20 protein-coding genes and 1 pseudogene are annotated in these 15,484 nt (G+C 67.4%); 4 read left to right on the top strand and 17 right to left on the bottom strand.

Annotated elements, in window-relative coordinates; genetic code table 11:
• The 6 genes from LRS10_RS21745 to LRS10_RS24635 all read right to left on the bottom strand — a co-directional run bounded on the left by LRS10_RS21745 (window position 1) and on the right by LRS10_RS24635 (window position 6,990).
• Window positions 1-1,200, bottom strand: a complete 1,200-nt coding sequence (locus LRS10_RS21745; RefSeq protein WP_257839264.1) for an acyl-CoA dehydrogenase family protein — start codon at window positions 1,198-1,200, stop codon at window positions 1-3.
• Between the two features lie 116 nt (window positions 1,201-1,316).
• On the bottom strand, window positions 1,317-2,648 hold the full coding sequence (locus LRS10_RS21740) for an MFS transporter (protein WP_257839263.1): 1,332 nt from the start codon (window positions 2,646-2,648) through the stop codon (window positions 1,317-1,319).
• Window positions 2,649-2,662: 14 nt separating this feature from the next.
• Window positions 2,663-4,072: a TonB-dependent receptor domain-containing protein gene (locus LRS10_RS21735; RefSeq protein WP_257839262.1), complete on the bottom strand. Its 1,410-nt coding sequence runs from the start codon at window positions 4,070-4,072 to the stop codon at window positions 2,663-2,665.
• A gap of 100 nt (window positions 4,073-4,172) precedes the next feature.
• Window positions 4,173-5,600 (bottom strand): TonB-dependent siderophore receptor, encoded by a 1,428-nt coding sequence (locus tag LRS10_RS21730; RefSeq protein ID WP_257839261.1) that lies wholly within the window; start codon window positions 5,598-5,600, stop codon window positions 4,173-4,175.
• Window positions 5,601-5,644: 44 nt separating this feature from the next.
• A complete protein-coding gene (locus tag LRS10_RS21725; protein WP_308238033.1) occupies window positions 5,645-6,808 on the bottom strand; it encodes a fatty acid--CoA ligase family protein in 1,164 nt (387 codons plus the stop codon).
• On the bottom strand, window positions 6,709-6,990 hold the full coding sequence (locus tag LRS10_RS24635) for an AMP-binding protein (protein WP_308238043.1): 282 nt from the start codon (window positions 6,988-6,990) through the stop codon (window positions 6,709-6,711). The genes LRS10_RS21725 and LRS10_RS24635 overlap by 100 nt, the downstream gene beginning before the upstream one ends.
• Window positions 6,991-7,348: 358 nt before the next feature.
• Here LRS10_RS24635 and LRS10_RS21720 point away from each other — a divergent pair, with 358 nt between their 5' ends.
• Genes LRS10_RS21720 through LRS10_RS21710 form a run of 3 tightly spaced genes read left to right on the top strand, consistent with a single transcriptional unit; the run spans window position 7,349 to window position 9,434 of the window.
• Window positions 7,349-8,161: an enoyl-CoA hydratase gene (locus tag LRS10_RS21720; protein ID WP_257839260.1), complete on the top strand. Its 813-nt coding sequence runs from the start codon at window positions 7,349-7,351 to the stop codon at window positions 8,159-8,161.
• A 59-nt stretch (window positions 8,162-8,220) separates the two neighbouring features.
• The gene (locus tag LRS10_RS21715) at window positions 8,221-8,457 is read left to right on the top strand and encodes a CoA transferase (protein WP_257839259.1); all 237 of its coding nucleotides are present in this window, start codon (window positions 8,221-8,223) and stop codon (window positions 8,455-8,457) included.
• Window positions 8,454-9,434 (top strand): CaiB/BaiF CoA-transferase family protein, encoded by a 981-nt coding sequence (locus LRS10_RS21710; RefSeq protein ID WP_257839258.1) that lies wholly within the window; start codon window positions 8,454-8,456, stop codon window positions 9,432-9,434. The genes LRS10_RS21715 and LRS10_RS21710 overlap by 4 nt, the downstream gene beginning before the upstream one ends.
• Before the next feature lie 3 nt (window positions 9,435-9,437).
• Here LRS10_RS21710 and LRS10_RS21705 read toward each other — a convergent pair whose 3' ends face one another.
• The 11 genes and pseudogenes from LRS10_RS21705 to LRS10_RS21655 form a co-directional block, all read right to left on the bottom strand.
• A complete protein-coding gene (locus LRS10_RS21705; protein ID WP_257839257.1) occupies window positions 9,438-10,172 on the bottom strand; it encodes an IclR family transcriptional regulator in 735 nt (244 codons plus the stop codon).
• Between the two features lie 65 nt (window positions 10,173-10,237).
• Window positions 10,238-10,468 carry an IclR family transcriptional regulator C-terminal domain-containing protein gene (locus LRS10_RS21700; RefSeq protein WP_257839547.1) on the bottom strand — a complete coding sequence of 77 codons (231 nt, stop codon included), beginning with the start codon at window positions 10,466-10,468 and terminating at the stop codon, window positions 10,238-10,240.
• A 22-nt stretch (window positions 10,469-10,490) separates the two neighbouring features.
• Window positions 10,491-10,994: an IclR family transcriptional regulator gene (locus LRS10_RS21695; protein WP_257839256.1), complete on the bottom strand. Its 504-nt coding sequence runs from the start codon at window positions 10,992-10,994 to the stop codon at window positions 10,491-10,493.
• Window positions 10,994-11,221: pseudogene (locus LRS10_RS21690) on the bottom strand (hypothetical protein); the annotation flags it as partial. The pseudogene LRS10_RS21690 and the gene LRS10_RS21695, both read right to left, overlap by 1 nt.
• A gap of 84 nt (window positions 11,222-11,305) precedes the next feature.
• Window positions 11,306-12,082 (bottom strand): MmgE/PrpD family protein, encoded by a 777-nt coding sequence (locus LRS10_RS21685; RefSeq protein ID WP_257839546.1) that lies wholly within the window; start codon window positions 12,080-12,082, stop codon window positions 11,306-11,308.
• Between the two features lie 156 nt (window positions 12,083-12,238).
• Window positions 12,239-12,484 (bottom strand): hypothetical protein, encoded by a 246-nt coding sequence (locus tag LRS10_RS21680; protein ID WP_257839255.1) that lies wholly within the window; start codon window positions 12,482-12,484, stop codon window positions 12,239-12,241.
• A gap of 109 nt (window positions 12,485-12,593) precedes the next feature.
• Window positions 12,594-13,181: a hypothetical protein gene (locus LRS10_RS21675; protein ID WP_374571166.1), complete on the bottom strand. Its 588-nt coding sequence runs from the start codon at window positions 13,179-13,181 to the stop codon at window positions 12,594-12,596.
• Window positions 13,182-13,545: 364 nt separating this feature from the next.
• Window positions 13,546-13,698, bottom strand: coding sequence for a hypothetical protein (locus LRS10_RS21670; RefSeq protein WP_257839254.1), 153 nt, complete (start codon window positions 13,696-13,698; stop codon window positions 13,546-13,548).
• Window positions 13,699-13,798: 100 nt separating this feature from the next.
• Entirely contained in the window at window positions 13,799-14,242 is a 444-nt protein-coding gene (locus LRS10_RS21665) for a hypothetical protein (RefSeq protein WP_257839253.1), read from the bottom strand.
• Window positions 14,239-14,643, bottom strand: coding sequence for a hypothetical protein (locus tag LRS10_RS21660; protein ID WP_257839252.1), 405 nt, complete (start codon window positions 14,641-14,643; stop codon window positions 14,239-14,241). The genes LRS10_RS21665 and LRS10_RS21660 overlap by 4 nt, the downstream gene beginning before the upstream one ends.
• Window positions 14,644-14,700: 57 nt before the next feature.
• Entirely contained in the window at window positions 14,701-14,946 is a 246-nt protein-coding gene (locus LRS10_RS21655; RefSeq protein WP_257839251.1) for a hypothetical protein, read from the bottom strand.
• A 353-nt stretch (window positions 14,947-15,299) separates the two neighbouring features.
• Between LRS10_RS21655 and LRS10_RS21650 the strand changes: the two genes are divergently transcribed.
• Window positions 15,300-15,484 (top strand): hypothetical protein (locus tag LRS10_RS21650; RefSeq protein WP_257839250.1); only part of this gene is annotated, 185 nt, incomplete at its 3' end.

Below are 15,484 nucleotides of genomic sequence, written 5' to 3'. Positions count from 1 at the left end.
TCAGCGGCGCCCGCTCAAGAGGCTGCGGGAGACCACCATCCGGTGCACCTCGCTGGGTCCCTCGCCGATGCGCTTGATGCGCAGCTCGCGGAACCAGCGTTCCAGCGGCAGCTCCTGTGCAACACCCATTGCTCCGAATATCTGGATGCAGCGGTCGACCACGCGGAAGGCGGTCTCTGTGCCGAACACCTTGCACACCGAGGCGTCGACCTTCACGTCCTTGCCGAGGTCGGCGTTCCACGCGGCTTGGTAGGTAAGGAGACGGGCGGCGCGAAGCTCGATCTCGGAATCGGCGATCATCCATTGGATCGCCTGCTTCTCGGCCAGCGGCGAGCCGAAAACCTCACGGCTCTTGGCCCATTCGATCGCCAGGTCGAGTGCATACTGAGCGATGCCGATGGTGCCAGCGGCATAAGGCATGCGGGCGTGCACCAGCCAGGTTTCGGCGAGCTTGAAGCCCTGGCCCTCTTCGCCGAGGCGGTTCTCGACCGGCACCTTGACGTTCTCGAAGTGAAGCTCATAGGGGCTGTAGGAGCGGATCACGCCGACAGGCCGCATGGTCAGGCCGGGCGTGTCGCTCTCGACGATGAAGCAGGTGATGCCGCCCCGCTGGCCCAGCTCGCCGGTGCGAGCGTAGACGACGCCGTACTTCGCCGAGCCGGCGGCGGTGATCCAGAGCTTGGTTCCGTTCAGGACGTAATGGTCACCACGCAGTTCGGCGCGGCAGCGGATAGAACGGGCGGGATCAGAACCGCCGGACGGCTCGCTGATGGCGGAGAACGCCTTGCCCCCGTTCTCGATGATGGGCTTCGCGTACCTCTCGAACTGCTCCGGCGTACCGCGCAGCAACACGTTGGGTGGGTCGCCCCCAAACGCGCCCAGCGCCGGGAAGTAGGCGCCCATCCGGCACTTGGCCGCCTCTTCGGCGACAAGCGTCTGGGCCAGCACGCCCATGCCCGCGCCCCCGTATGCCTTAGGCGTCGCCAGGGACCACAGGCCGAGCGCCCGGGCCTTGGCCTGCAGCGGCTTCAGCAGCTCGGGCGGCAGGCCAAACGCATCGTGCGGCAGTGTCTCCTCGAGCGGGCGGACCTCGGTCTCCATAAACCGCCGGACCGTTTCCTGGAGCATCTTCAGCTCTTCAGGGAGTTCCCACGCGCCCGTCGGGAAATCCTCTCCCTCGTTCCTAACTGCCGCGTCCATGCTCGCCTCCGTCGGATAGCCCGATCCAATCGGGCAATATTCCATTATCTAGAATTGCGTTTCAGCCATTTCGTAAGTTTCGCCGGCCGGCGTGTCTAACGTCACCGGGTAGCCGATTAGCTGACGGCGAGCGGCGCGTCCGCTGCGCGGAGCGACGCGAACTCACGCCGGATGTGCCGGCTGGCGCGCCAGTAGAAATAAGCCGGCACGAGGTAGAGAACGGCGGCGCCCATGAGCACCCAGCGGACGCTTTCTCCTTCCCCGGCGAACGGTTTGAGCAGATCGCTGACCATGCCGAACGACAGGGCGCCGAACCCTGTGCCGACCAGAGTCATCACGAATAGCATTGTCGCCGTCGCCGTTGCGCGGGTGCGGTCGCTGACCAGGCTCTGCACCGCCGCGAAGACGCCGCCGTAATAGAGGTTGTCGAACATGTCGGGCAGGAACAGCAGGGCGATCGCCAGCATCCAGTTGTTCGTGTGCCAGGCGAGCAGCAGCAGCGGCACGGTGAAGATCATGCCAAGGATGGGAGCCGTCATATAATGGCGAGGATCGCGGACCCCGTAGCGATCGGCGACCACACCGCCCAGCCAGGTGCCGATGATCCCCGCGATGCCGCCGCTCAGCCCGATCCAGACACCCGCCGTTCCGGGAGTCAGGTGATGGTTGCGGATGAAGTGGACCATACCCCAGACGCTGCCGCCGGTGACGAGCAGGCTGGCTGTTGAGACGGCAAGCGTGAGGTTCACCAGGACCGGCGAGCGACGGATCTCGCGCACCACCTCGCGCAGAGGTATCCGCGCTGCCGGCGCCGCCGCGCTTGCGACCCGCATCCGCCGAGGTTCACGAACCGTGAGGAGCAGCACGGCCGCCAGGAGGATGCCGGGAATGCCGACGATGAAGAAGGCCGACCGCCAGCCGAAGGCATCTGCCAGAACGCCGCCCATCGCCTTGCCCAGCAGCGCCCCGATCGGCACCCCGAGCCCGAAGATGGCCAGAGCTCTCGCCCGCTTGGCGAGCGGTACTGTGTCGGCAATCAGGGAATGAGCCGGAGGCACGCAGCCCGCCTCACCGGCCGCCACGCCGATCCGCGCCAGCAGGATGTGGCCAAAGCTCTGAGCGGCCCCGCAAAGCGCCGTCATGCCGGACCACACCGCCAAAGAGGCCGAAATGAGCGTCACCCGGTTGGTGCGGGCGTTGTCCGCCAATCGGCCGAGCGGGATGCCCACCACATTGTAGAACAAGGCGAAGGCCAGCCCCGTCAGCAGGCCGAGTTGGGTGTCCGTCAGCCCGAGTTCCTGCTTAATCGGCTCGGCGAGGACGTTGATGACCTGCCGGTCGAGGACATTCAGGATCATGACCAGCAGCAGCGCGAACAGCAGATAGCGCCTGTAGCCAGGGCTGAACGGCGCCGACTGCGGCTCGGAAGCGGACGGGGAGCTTGTCACGGGTGTGAGGTTCCTCAGAAGCGCCTGTTGACGCCGACGTAGTAGCGGCGTCCCAGCACATCGTAGAGCGCTGGGTCAGGCACGGCGCCCTGCACATAGGCCGGCGGCACGGTGTCGAAGAGGTTCAGCACGCCTGCCCGGAATTCGGTTTTGCTGTCGAGGTCATATCGCCCCGCGAGATCGAAGTACTGCCGCGACTTCACGCCCGGCAACGTCCCGTTGGCGAGGCCGACATTCTGATGGTTGTCCATCTTGTCGTAGAAGCGCGCGCGCAGCGTCGCCGCGAAGGGCCCCCCGTCCCAGGTGAGACTGGCGAAGATCTTCCATTCTGGGAAGCTGACGGTGTTCGGGTCGACCTGGGTGTTGCCGATTGTCCCGGCGTAGTCGACGAACGGCTGGCCCTCCAGGTTCTGGATCTTGAACGAGCGCAGGTGCGAGACGACGATGTTGGCGCTGAGGTCACCGCGGTCGCCAAGTCCCAGGTCTTCGAGAGCCACGCGATAGTCGACCTGCACGTCGACGCCTGAAGTCTTATAAGCGCCGAGGTTCAACGTCGGCTGCAGGGCTTGCTCCACCGCGCCTGTGGCGGTGTTGCGGGTGATCAGCGAGCAGAAGTAGTTCGACGCCGCATAGGTCGGGTTGGACCTGCCGTCCGCGTTGAAGCAACGTTGGAAGCTGAGCGCCGTCGTGATCTGCCCGATCGCGTCCTTTACGCTGATGTCATAGTAGTCGACCGACGCCGACAGGCCGGACAGCAGTGGATGGTCCGAGCGTGAGCGCCAGACGAGGCCTGCGGTGTAGGTGTCGGCCGTCTCTTCCTTGAGGTCGGTATTGCCCGCGGTGACTGCCGGCACTGCGCTGCCCGAGAAGCGGAAGAGATCGATCACACTCGCCGGGACGCCCTGGGCCAGGCACAGCGCGCGAACCTGTGCGGCGTTCGCGCCGGTGCGCAGGCGACTGTTGGCGTCGCAGAAGTCGCCCGCCCCGCCGGCCACGGAGCCGATCTGCGGCAGCGACCGTTCTGGCGGCGCGTAGAGTTCGGCGAGATTCGGGGCCCGGATGGCGCGTTGGTATCCCCCGCGGAATCGCAGGGCGCCCACGATGTTCCAGTCGACGCTGCCCTTGTAGGTGTGGACGCCGCCGACGGTGCTGTAGTCCGAGAAGCGATAGGCGAGGTCGAGGTTGACCTCCTTTGCGAACGGCAGATCGCTGAGCAGCGGGATCAGCAGTTCGGCGAATCCTTCATAGACGTCCAGCGAACCGCCAGTCGGTCCCGTCGACTGATCGGGATAGACCGTCCGGAAGGTGCGCGCGGTGTCGGGAAGAAAGTTGTAGGCATTGCGCCGGTAACTCGCCCCAATCGCGGCCCGCACATCACCCGCCGGCAGGGCGAACAAGGCGCCCTGAGCCGTGCCTTCGATCACCTGCTGTTCGAAGCTGGTGTTCTCCTTCAGCGTTCGGTTCAGATAGTCGTAGCAACCCCGCTTGGCCGGATTGAGGATCAGCGGGTCAGGATTGAAGGGATTATAGCCGCCCTCGCAGACGCTGCGGCCGCCGTCGGGGGGCGCTGACTAGCGCCGCCCAGGCCGTCCGATCGATGTAGCCGTCTTGGATCTCGTTGAGCTTAGTCTTGCCATAGGTGGCATAGACGTCCCACGTCCAGTCGCGCCAGGCGTGCCCCTTCACGCCCACCATGTACTGGCGCACATCGTAGCTCTGGTAGTTCACGCGCGGGCCGACCCCGCCGGTGTTGAAGGCGAAGTTGATCGGCGCGTTGGGGTTCGGCCGCGACGCCAGAACCGTCCGCAGATCGGCGGGGATGAACGGGTTGCTGAGCGGGATGGACGCCGTCGCCGTCGCCGACGTCGCCGTGTCGCCGTTGCGCGTCCATTGCGACTTGTAGTCGGTCAGATTGACCTGAGCATAGGCGGTGACACGGTCGCCGACCGCGTGCTCGGCCCGACCGAACACCGCGTAGCGCTCCATGGGGCTCTGCAGGAAGTAGGTCTCTGCGAGCGGGAAGCCGACCCGCTGGCCCTGGTCGACGATATAGGGGTCGTGATCGGCGTAGCGCAGGTTGAGGATGGGGGCGGTCGACGTGAACAGCGTGCCGTCCCGATTGACCCCTATGGCCTGGTTCCGCAGCGGGTTCGTGCCGGCTCCGTAGCCGCTCACGAAGATCGCGTTGAGCGCCGCCTGCGAGGGCAGGTTGGAGGCCTCGGCCTGCACGACCCCGCCGCGCAGTTGGCCGGCGATGCCGGTGGCCGCGAAGAAGTCGCGCGAGCGACCGTAGATTTCTTCGCGATTGAAATAGGACAGCGAGACCACGGCATGGCCTCGGCCATCGTTGAAGTCGCCGCCGAACGCCGCGCTGAGTTCGTAGGTGTCGCCGTCGGCGCGGTGCGTCTCCCCGTACTGCGCGTCAAGCACCAGACCTTCGAAGTCGGTCTTGAGCTTCAGGTTCACGACGCCGGCGATGGCGTCCGAGCCGTACACGGCGGAGGCGCCGCCGGTGATGATCTCCACCCCGCCGATCAGGCTGGAGGCGACCGTGTTGAGGTCGATCGTGCCCTGGGCGTCCGAGGGCTGCATCCGCCGGCCGTCCATCAGCACCAGGGTGCGTGTCGGGCCAAGCCCCCGAAGGTTGGCGCTCGAGCGGCCCTGCTTGGCGGGCGAGGCCGTGGTCGTGCCCTGGAGGGCGCCGAACTGCGGGAGCTGGTTGAGCGTCTGCTCGATCGAAGCCGGTCCCGAGATCTCCAGCGCTTGTTCGCTCAGCGTCACGACCGGGCTGTCGGCGGCGTAGTCCTTGCGGGCGATGCGCGAGCCAGTGACGACCACCTCGCCGACGTCGGCGGGTTGAGCCGCCTCCTGCGCCGCGGCCCCCGTCACCGCCGCGGTCGCGCTCAGCAGCGCAGCCGCGGAGCATGTCGCCAGCCAATAGATCGCTTTCATGAGCCTCCCCTTGTTTATCTTTGTGTTGGGCTTGAAGTCGGTGGTCAGACGCCGGCAGGGGCCTCCTCGCCGATTGCCGCGGCGGCTTCGTCACGCAGCTCGCGCTTTAGGACCTTGCCGATGGTGCTCCTGGGCAGGGCGTCGCGGACGACCACGGCGGCGAGCCGCTGGGTCTTGCCCACCTGTCGGTTGACCCAGGCGCGAAGTTCCTCGCGGTCGAGCGACGCGTCGGGCGCGGCGGTGACGAAGGCCACGGGGGTCTCGCCCCAGGCGCGCGATGGGGCGCCGACCACGGCCGCCTCGGCCACTGCAGGATGCCGCGCCAGGACGGCCTCGATATCGCTCGGATAGATGTTGAACCCACCCGAGATGATCATGTCCTTCTTCCGGTCCATCAGGACCAGGAAGCCGTCCGGGTCGAAGCGGCCGATGTCGCCGGTGCGGATGAAGCGCCGCCCCTCGGCGTCGTACCACTCGGCCTCGCGGGTTTTCTCCGGCTGGTTGTGATAGCCGATCATCATCGCGCCGGAGCGACCTACGACTTCGCCCAGCTCGCCCTGCGGCGCCGCGCGTCCATCCTCGTCGATCAGGCGGATATCGTGGCCTTCGGCCGGACGGCCCACCGTGTGCAGCTTGTCCGGATGCTCGTGGGCAAACAACAGGCAGGTGCCGCCGCCTTCGGTCATGCCGAAGATTTCGACCAGCCCGCCGGGCCAGCGCCGCAGGATGTCGTCCTTCAGCTCGGCGGCGAACGGCGCGCTGGTGCAGGTCTTCATGCGGAAGCTGGAGAGATCGAACCTGTCGAAGTCCGTCAGGTCCATCAGCCGGCGGTACTGCACCGGCACCAGCATGGCGTGGGTCGCGCGGACTGCCTGGGCCACCTCAAGGAAGGCGTGGGCATCGAACTTGCGCATCAGCACCACAGTCCCGCCACGCGCCAGGGCCGGTACGAGGCTGACCAACGTCGTGTTCGAATAGAGCGGCGTGGAGATGATCGCGATCGACGAGGTGTCGTACCCCAGCGTCTCGCCGCGCACGACATGTCCCCAGCGCATCCTGTGCGATTGAACGATGCCCTTGGGCGCGCCGGTCGTGCCCGATGAATAGATTATGTTGAAGGGCTGCTCGGGATCGATGGACGCGCGGGGCCCGACACTGCCTTCCGGCGCGAGCCAAGCTTGGAAGGCGGGATCGTCCAGCCCCTCCATCCGCACCCGAAAGTCGGCCCCCGGAACCCCTCCTCGTCGAGCGCGGCGGCCGTCACGGTGTCGTGGAGCAGCAGCCGCGCGCCGCTGTCGGCGATCATCGCGGCCAGCGCCGCAGCGCTCGATCCAGGCGCGAGCGGCGTCACGACCCCGCCTATCTGCAGCACCGCCAGGAAGCTGGCCACATAAGCGGCGGACGTGGGCGCGCACAGCGCCACGGCGTCGCCCGGCCCCACCCCCCGCACCCGCCAGCGTCGCGGCGATACGATCCGCCAGTGCAGCAAGCTCGGCGTAGCTCAGCGTCAGATCGCCTTCCCTCACCGCCGGACGACCGGGTCGTTCCGCCGCCGCCATCCGCACCAGTCCGGGAAGATCCGCGAATGGGCCCCGCAGCGCTTGCTCATGTCTCGTCGCCGTCATGAGCGCACCGCTAGTTCAAATATGCGACGGCCTCAAGCGTTTTGATATGCCGTTCCATTTATCAGAACATCTTGCCGGATCTCGCCAATCCAGGTAGGGCCACGGGACGAGGAGGCTAGGCGGATGACTCAACCCGACCGAATGGACAGTGGGACGGAGAAGCTGACAGGCCGCATCGAGGCCCCTATCGGCTGGCTCACATTCAACAACCCCGAGCGACGGAATGCGGTCTCGCTCGAGATGTGGGAGGCGATTCCGCGCGTGCTGGACGCCTTCGAAGCCGACCCGACGGTTCGTGTGGTGGTGATCACTGGCGCGGGCGGGCAGTCGTTCGTCGCGGGCGCCGACATCTCGCAGTTTGAGACCGCGCGGGCCACGGCCGAAGCCAACGAGCGCTACAAGGCCGTGAGCGGCAAGGGACATGGTGCGCTGGCTCGGCTGCGGAAACCGTCCATCGCCATGATCGACGGCTTCTGCATCGGCGGGGGCTTGGCCGTGGCGCTGGCCTGTGACCTGCGGGTCGCGTCGGATCGCTCTCGGTTCGGCATCCCTGCCGCGCGCCTGGGGCTCGGCTACAACTTCCCCGGCGTGCAGAAGCTGGTGCAGCTTGTCGGCCCCGGCGTCGCACGGGAGATCCTGTTCACCGCCGAACGCTTCCCAGCCGAGACAGCGTTGCGGATGGGGCTGATCAACCGAATGACGGCTCAGGAAGATCTGCGCGCTGAGGTCTGCAAGCTTGCTGAATCCATCGCCGCCAACGCGCCGCTTACGATCCGCGCCGCCAAGCTCGCTATCGGACAGTCGCTGAAGGATCCCGACGAGCGGGATCTGACAGCCGTCGAGGAAGCGGTGAAGGCCTGCTTCGACAGCGAAGATTACGCTGAGGGCCGTCGCGCCTTCCTGGAAAAGCGGACGCCCCGCTTCCAGGGCCGCTGAATGGCCGCCCTCGCCGCTAGGTCCCGCGTGGACCAGACCCCTGCCCAAGGAGCCCGCGCGTGAGCGAAGCCGCCTCGAATCCTGGCCGCACGGAGGGCGCCGGCCGGCTGCCCCTGGAAGGCTTGGTCGTCCTCGACCTGACCCTCGCGCGCGCCGGCCCCACCTGCGTACGGCACCTGGCCGACTGGGGCGCGGACGTGATCCGCATCCAACCGCCCGACACCGGCGGCGAGGAGGTCATCGGGCGCGCGAGGGGGCCGATTATCAGAACCTGCACCGGAACAAGCGGGTCATGACCCTGGACCTGAAGACGGCCGAGGGCCACGAGGTCTTTCTCAAGCTGGTGGCGCGCGCCGACGTCCTCGTTGAGAACATGCGGGCTCCCGTGAAGCATAGGCTGAAGATCGCCTGGGAGGATGTCCGAGCCATCAATCCGCGCCTGGTGTACGGCAGCATCTCGGGCTTCGGCCAGACCGGACCCTATGCGAGCCGGGCCGGCGTGGACCAAATCGCGCAGGGGATGAGCGGGCTGATGTCGGTGACCGGCGAGCCGGGACGAGGCCCAATGCGTGTCGGCATCGCCGTCGCCGACATGACGGCGGGGAACCTCCTGGCGCTCGCGATCATGATGGCCCTGTACGAGCGCGAGCGCACGGGCGAGGGCCGCTGGGTGCATACCTCGCTGCTGGAGAGCCAGGTCTTCATGCTGGACTTCCAGGCCGCCCGCTACCTGGCCACCGGCGAGACCCCGCGGCAGGCGGGCAACGAGCATCCCACAGTGGTGCCGACCGGCGTCTTCCCGACCGTGGACGGCTACGTGAACATCGCCGCATCCGCCTCGCACCAGTGGCGGCGGCTTTGCGAGATCCTAGGACGACCCGACTGGCTGGAGCGGGAGGACTGGTCCACCCAGGTCGGCCGCGGCCGGGATCGCCAGGCCGTGCACGACGCCATCGCGGCAGAGACCCGCAAGCGGCCGACAGCCTACTGGGTCGAAAAGCTTGAGCCCGAGGGGCTTCCCTGCGGCCCGATCTACACTGTCGATCAAGTGTTCGCCGACCCGCAGGTCCAGCACCTGAAAATCGCCACGCCGATCACGGACGAGCGCGGGGCGGTCCGTCGCGTGGTGGCCTCTCCGCTGAACATCGAAGGCGCCGAGAAGGCGATCCGCACCCCAGCCGAGATCACGGGGCGCCACGGCGCCGAGATCCTGGCCTGGCTCGGCTACGGCGAGGGCGACGTGACAGATCTGATCGGGAAGGGGGTTATCTGACGCTTAGAGGCGGCCGACCGTTTCGGCGATCCGCGCGCCGGTATGAAGCACAGCCTCGATGATCTCCTGGCGCTTCTCGTCCGAAATGCGCTCGGCCGGCCCAGAGACGGTGAGCGCCGCCGGGCCGCCCCGCGTCGGTATGGCCACCGCGACGCTGACGATCCCGGGCGTCCAGCTGCTCTCCGAGGTGGCGTAGCCGTCGCGGCGGATCCGCTCGAGCTCGGACATCACGGCGTCGACGTCCAGATCCTTGGCTTTCGACCAGCGCTTCACGCTGCGCGCCAGCACGGGCCTCGGGTCGCCCGTGAGCGCCAGCATGGCCCGGCCAGAGGCGGTGAGCGCCGCCGGAGCGCGAGTGCCCGGCTGGGTCGTGAACCGCAGGGGCCGCGGCGACAGCAGCTTGTCCAGATAGAGCACCTCGTCGCCATCCAGCACGGTGAGGCTCACGGTTTCGGCCGTCGAACGATGCAGGTCCTGCATGAAGGGCGCGGCCGCGCGCTTTGCAGGATGGGCCGATATGATGCCGACACCTAGCTCCCAGAGCTTGAGGCTTGGCTGGTAGCGCCCGGTCTCCGCCTCCTGGAACACGTAGCCGAGCGTGCTCAGCGTCCCAAGCAGACGATGGACGTTGCTTTTCTGCAGATCGAGCTGCTCGGCGATCGCGGACAGCCTCAGCGGCCCGTCCGCCTTGGCCAGCAGTTCCAGCACCGCCATTCCCTTCGCAACTGTCGTATCCAAAATAACCTCGCCATATCTCCCGCGATGAAGGCCGGGAAACTGGTGAGGAAATCAATGGCGTTCCGCTATTTGGAACCTGTAGCGGCCAAGCCGAGGCTGATGCGTCGAGCAGCCTCCATCAGTGTCTCCCCCAGCCGTAGGCAGGCCGCCTCATTGACACGCTCCACCGGCGCCGAGATGGAGATGGCGGCGAAGGGAGCGCCGGATCCGTTGCGGATCGCCGCGCCCACGCCGTTTTCGCCGGGCCAATTGGTCTCGAACGTCACGGCGTAGCCGCGCGCCCTGGCTTCGCGCAGTTCGGCCCGCAGCGCATCGGCGTCAGTCTGGGTTCGAGCGGTGAGCGCACGCAGGGGGCCGGGACAGGTAGTCCTCGAGTTCGGCGTCCGGCAGCGCCGCCAGGATCGCCTTGCCGAGCGAGGTGGCGTGCATCGGGCCAGCCTGCCAGAGGGGCCAGGCGTGGACCGCGGGGTTTAGGCCGTCCAAGCGCTCGACGAGGGCGATCTGCCGCTCGAAGCGCACCGCCAGGTAGATGGACTCGCTGGTCCGTCGGCGCAGCTCCTCCATCACCGGCAGCGCCGCGGTTCGCAAGCGACGCGTGGCGTAGTCTGCGCGGCCGACCGCGAGCCCCGCCTTGAGGCTAAGGGACCAGCCGGACCGTTCGCTGTCGGACGCCTCGATCCAACCCGCGTCCTCGAGCACTCCCAGCGTCCGCTGGACGGTGGACTTCGGCAGGTCGAGCCGACGCGCCAGTTCGGAAACGCCGACAGGCTGCCGACGTCCGATCGCTTCGACGACGGCCAACGCCGTGCGGACTGGCCGCATCAGACGCCGATGAGCGCGGAGAGCCGGCCGCCCTTGGCAAGCCCCTCGATGTTCCAGACCGCTGCGACGACATCTCGGGCGCGGCCGGCGCCGAGGCGCGGTGTCATCAGCTCAAGCGCCTTTGCCTCCACGTCGGCCTTGCTCATCGGATGCGACGGGAAACCCACCACATAAGGCACGTAGATCTCGAACCGGCGGCCGTCCTGCTGCACGACGACCACCCGCGCCGATCTGTGCGCGCCTCGCCCGGCGCATGTTCCTGTGCCGGGTCGTGCGCCACGTCGACGCGGCTCATCAGCGCCTTCGCGCGCTCATCTCCATGCATGCGCTCGAGCGATTGAGCCGAGACGAAGTCCAGTCTGCCATCCAGCAGGATGATGGCGCTGAGGTAGCGGAGGATTCAAAGCCGGCATCGCGGCGTCGCGGAACGCCTGCCACCGCCCGGGCATGGTGATCATCACGCTGGCCACCTGCGCTCTGTCGATCTTCGGCAGCAGCTGCAGCAGGCCGTGGACGGCGGGCTGGGTAGGGCCGCCCACCGGATAGCGCTTGTAGGCTGTCTCCGGCATTTCCCAACGCTCGCCCAGCTTCTCGATCAGGTAGGCGCGATTGGCGTCGTGGCCGCGGAAGATCTGCGAGTTCATCCAGCCGGCGGGATTGTCCAGACTGTCGCGCACGCCGCGGAAGCCGAGCTCTGCGAACAGAGCCGCCTGCATCCCGGCCCGAGCACCCATGCCGGCGAAGACGAACGACTTCTCCACATGTTCGACGTCCAGCATCCACTGCCAGGATCCGGAGGCCTGCTGGGCGCAGTAGGTGAGCACATGCGGGATGCGGTTCTCGGGCAAGCCGATGATCGAGGATGCGGCGGCGGCGGTGCCGAAGACCGGGCCAATGCCGTGATTGGCGATGTTGGCCCTGCGGAGGTTCTCGATCCCAAGGGCCTTCGGCATGCGCCCGGCAAGTTCGTAACCGATGATGACCGACCGCAGGATTTCCGCCCCCCGACTTCCCGCGCTGCTCGGCCAAGCCGACGGCGGCGCTGACGATGGCGGGGCCCGGCTGAACGAAGGCCGAGGGGATGAAATCGTTGATCTCCGCCCCCGTGGCCGGTCATCGCGCCGGCGAACACGGCGTCGGCCAAGCCCGCGCGCTGACGGGTGCCCAGGATCGTCACGGCGCCCCGCCGGGCGTCTCCGCTCTGGGACAGGGCGTAGCGACGCGCAAGTTCGGACGGCTCCAGGTCACGGCAGGCGACGATGGAGGCCAGGGTGTCGAGGATGCCGGCTCCCAAGGTCCAACGTCTCCGCGTCGATCGCCATCTTCTGGCCCCCGGCGATGAAGGCGCTGATCGGCTCCGTCACGAGAGGGGTGACTGACCCAGAGGCCTGGGCAGGGGCTTGGGCAGAGGCCCGGGCGGGCGGCAGGGCGATCAGCCCTGCCGAAGCGGCGGCCATAAGGATCGCCTGGCGGCGGTGCATGACTGGCATCAGAAGCGCCTCTTCAAGCCGACGAAATAGCGTCGTTGCAACAGGTCGTAGAGGGCGAGGTCGGTGGCTCCGGCACCCGTCCATACCGGCGGCGCGGTGTCGAACACGTTCAGCACGCCTGCCCGCCAGCGTCGTCTTCTGATCGACCCGCCACGAGCCGGTGAGGTCGACGTACTGGCGGTCCTTCACGCCCGGCAGCGTCGGGTTTGCGAGCCCCACGTCCGAGGCGTGGGTCATGGAATCGTACCAGCGGTAGCTCACCGTCGCCGTGGCGGGGCCGTATTCGTAGGTCAGGTTGGCGGCCACCTTCCACTTCGGGAAGCCGATGGCGCCGGAGTCGATCTGGGCGTTTCCAATCGTGCCCGCGTAGTCGAGGAACGGCGCCCCCTTCGAGGTTCTGGATGCGGTAGTCGAGCAGCCGCGAGACCACCAGGTTGAGGCTGACCGTGCCGAGGTCCCCCATGCCGACGTCATCGAGCCGGATCCGCCAGTCCGTTTGGAAATCGAGCCCCGAGACCTCGTAGGCGGCGAGGTTCAGCGTCGGCTGGAGCTGGGTCTCGATGCCGCCGTTCACGTTCCGCGTCGTGAGCGAGCAGTAGTAGTTGTTCGGGTCGTAGGTGGGGTTGGACTGACCATCGGCGTTGAAGCATCGGTTGAGCCCCACGCTCGCCGTGATGACCCCGATCGCGTCCTTCACCTTGATGTCGTAGAAATCCAGCGACGCCGACAGGCCGCTGAGCCAGGGCTGCTCGAACTTGCTCTGCCAGACGAGGCCGGCGGTCCAGGTGTCGGCCGTCTCCTCCTTTCAGGTCGAGGTTGCCGGACGCCACCCCGCTCACCGAACTTCCAGCGAACCGATAGATGTCGATGATCGAGGCGCGACGCCCGTGGCGATCGGGAGCGCGCGGACTTGGGCGGCGTTCGGGTTCGTCGCCGGGTTGCGCAGGCGTCCGATCGAGTCGCAGGGATCGCCAGCGCCGCTCGCCGTCGAGCCGAGGGCCGAGGAGGCGCGTTCAGGCGGCGAACAGTTCGCCGAGGCTCGGCGCGCGGATGGCCCGCTGTTACCCGCCGCGGAACCGAAGCCCGGATGCGATGGCCCAATCGATGCTGCCCTTGTAGGTGTCGACCGAGCCCACGAGGTTGTAGTCCGACCGGCGGTAGGCGACGTCGATGTTCAGCTCTTCCACCAGCAGCAGGTCGCGCAGCACCGGCAAGAACAACTCGGCGAAACCTCGCGCACATTGTAGGAGCCGTTGGAGGGGCCGGTCGCCTGGACCGGCCAGACCTCGCCGCGCACCCGCGCGTCGGGCGGCACTATAGTCGTACGTGCTGCGGCGGTAGCTGGCTGAGCGCAAAGCGCAGACGGCCGGCCGGCAGATCGAGCAGGCTGCCCTGCAGCGAACCTTCGACGATCTGCTGCGTGAGCTCTGTCTCCTCGCTCAGCGTACGGTTCAGGTAGTTGAAGCAGGCCTCCTGGCCGGGCGTGGACTCCAGCGCTGCGGGAATGAACGGGTTGAAGCCTCCGGGCAGATCGAGGCGCCCCCGTCGGCCGCGTTGATGAGGGTGTTCCAGGCCGCGACAGCGACCCAACCCGGACGTGCGCTCGCTGGCGTCCGTCCGGCCGTAGGAGCCATAGACGTCCCACGTCCAGTCCCGACCCGGCACCTCTCCGCGCAGGCCGACGAGCGTCTCCATCAGATCGTAATCGACACCGTAGGCCGTGCGGCCGATGCGACTGGTGCTGAAAGTGAAGTTCACCGGCGCGTTCGGGTTCGGGCGTGAGGCCAGCACCGGGCGCAGGTCGGCGGGGATGAAAGGGTTGGTGACCGGGATGAGCGCCAGCGGCGCGGTCGAACCCGCCGACCAGCCTGGACGGCTGTGGCGGAGTCGTAGGTCATGTAGTTGAACTGGAGGTAGGCCTCGACGTTCTCGGTGACGTCGTAGCTGCCGCGGAAGAAGCCGGTGTAACGCTCGATCGGCGTCTGGAGCGGGAGCGTGTTCCCGAGCGGATAGCCGACGCGGCCCTCGAAGGTGATATAGGGCTCGCCATCCGGATAGCGCAGGTTGAGGATCGGCGCGGTCGTGAAGACTGTGCCGTCGGCATTGACGCCGAACGAGGCATTTCGAGCAGGCGCGGTGGTTGAACCATAGCGGCTCACGAAGAGCGCGTTGAGCGCCGCCTGCGTCGGCAGGTTCGAGGCGTCGACACGATGGCTCTACCCCGTGCGGCGCTGGCGATGCCGGAACGCTCGAAGAGGGGTCGCGACTCGCGGGAAGGTGCCGCCGCGGTCGGGGAAGTAGGTCAGCGAGGCCACCGCCCGGCCGCGGTCGTCGTCGAACGTTCCCCCGACCGTCGCAGCGAATGAGATCGCCTCGGCGTCTCCGCGATCGGTGACGCCGTACTGGGCGTCGAGTTCGAGGCCGCGGAAGTTGCGCTTCAGCTGAAATTGACCACCCCGCAACGGCGTCTGAGCCGTAAGACGGCGGAGGCTCCCCCGGTGATCACCTCGACGCCTCGATGAGTGCAGGGGTGATGGAGTTGAGGTCTACGGGCACCAAGGGCGTCGGAGGGGTGCGTGCGGCGGCCGTCGAGCAGCTACGAGCGTGCCTGGATCCCCAGCCCTCGGAGGTTGGCGTTGTTGCGCCCCTGCCGCGCGGGACTCGAGACCGCTGTTGGCGTTGCTGGCCGCGAACTGCGGCATCTCGATTGAAGGTCTGGTCAATCGTCGCCGGACCGCGGGCTTCCACCGCCTGGGCGCTTAGCGTGACGATCGGGCTTTCCGCGACATAGTCGGTGCGAGCGATCCGCGAGCCCGTGACCACCACCTCCTGCACGTCCGAAGCCGGCGCGGCCTGCGCCGCCGCTCCGTTCGCCGAGGCTGCAAGCGCAGCCAAGGACACACCTGCCAGGATCATACCCCGCATCGACGTTTCCCTCATGCTCAGCCGTCACGCGGCACGCTGTTCTGCGAGTATGTTCTGTGTGATGGAACTTTGTGT

It is taken from the genome of Phenylobacterium sp. J426, from assembly GCF_024699945.1.
GTDB lineage: Bacteria > Pseudomonadota > Alphaproteobacteria > Caulobacterales > Caulobacteraceae > Phenylobacterium.
Note: the sequence above shows the minus strand (reverse complement) of the source record. Positions and strands in the feature narration are given on the sequence as shown.

Excerpts from the sequence above, each read along its gene's own strand:
- LRS10_RS21745 (WP_257839264.1), bottom strand. The coding sequence starts at position 1,200 with ATGGACGCGGCAGTTAGGAACGAGGGAGAGGATTTCCCGACGGGCGCG.
- LRS10_RS21730 (WP_257839261.1), bottom strand. The coding sequence starts at position 5,600 with ATGAAAGCGATCTATTGGCTGGCGACATGCTCCGCGGCTGCGCTGCTG.
- LRS10_RS21725 (WP_308238033.1), bottom strand. The coding sequence starts at position 6,808 with ATGGAGGGGCTGGACGATCCCGCCTTCCAAGCTTGGCTCGCGCCGGAA.
- LRS10_RS21720 (WP_257839260.1), top strand. The coding sequence starts at position 7,349 with ATGACTCAACCCGACCGAATGGACAGTGGGACGGAGAAGCTGACAGGC.
- LRS10_RS21710 (WP_257839258.1), top strand. The coding sequence starts at position 8,454 with ATGACCCTGGACCTGAAGACGGCCGAGGGCCACGAGGTCTTTCTCAAG.
- LRS10_RS21695 (WP_257839256.1), bottom strand. The coding sequence starts at position 10,994 with ATGCGGCCAGTCCGCACGGCGTTGGCCGTCGTCGAAGCGATCGGACGT.
- LRS10_RS21680 (WP_257839255.1), bottom strand. The coding sequence starts at position 12,484 with ATGCCAGTCATGCACCGCCGCCAGGCGATCCTTATGGCCGCCGCTTCG.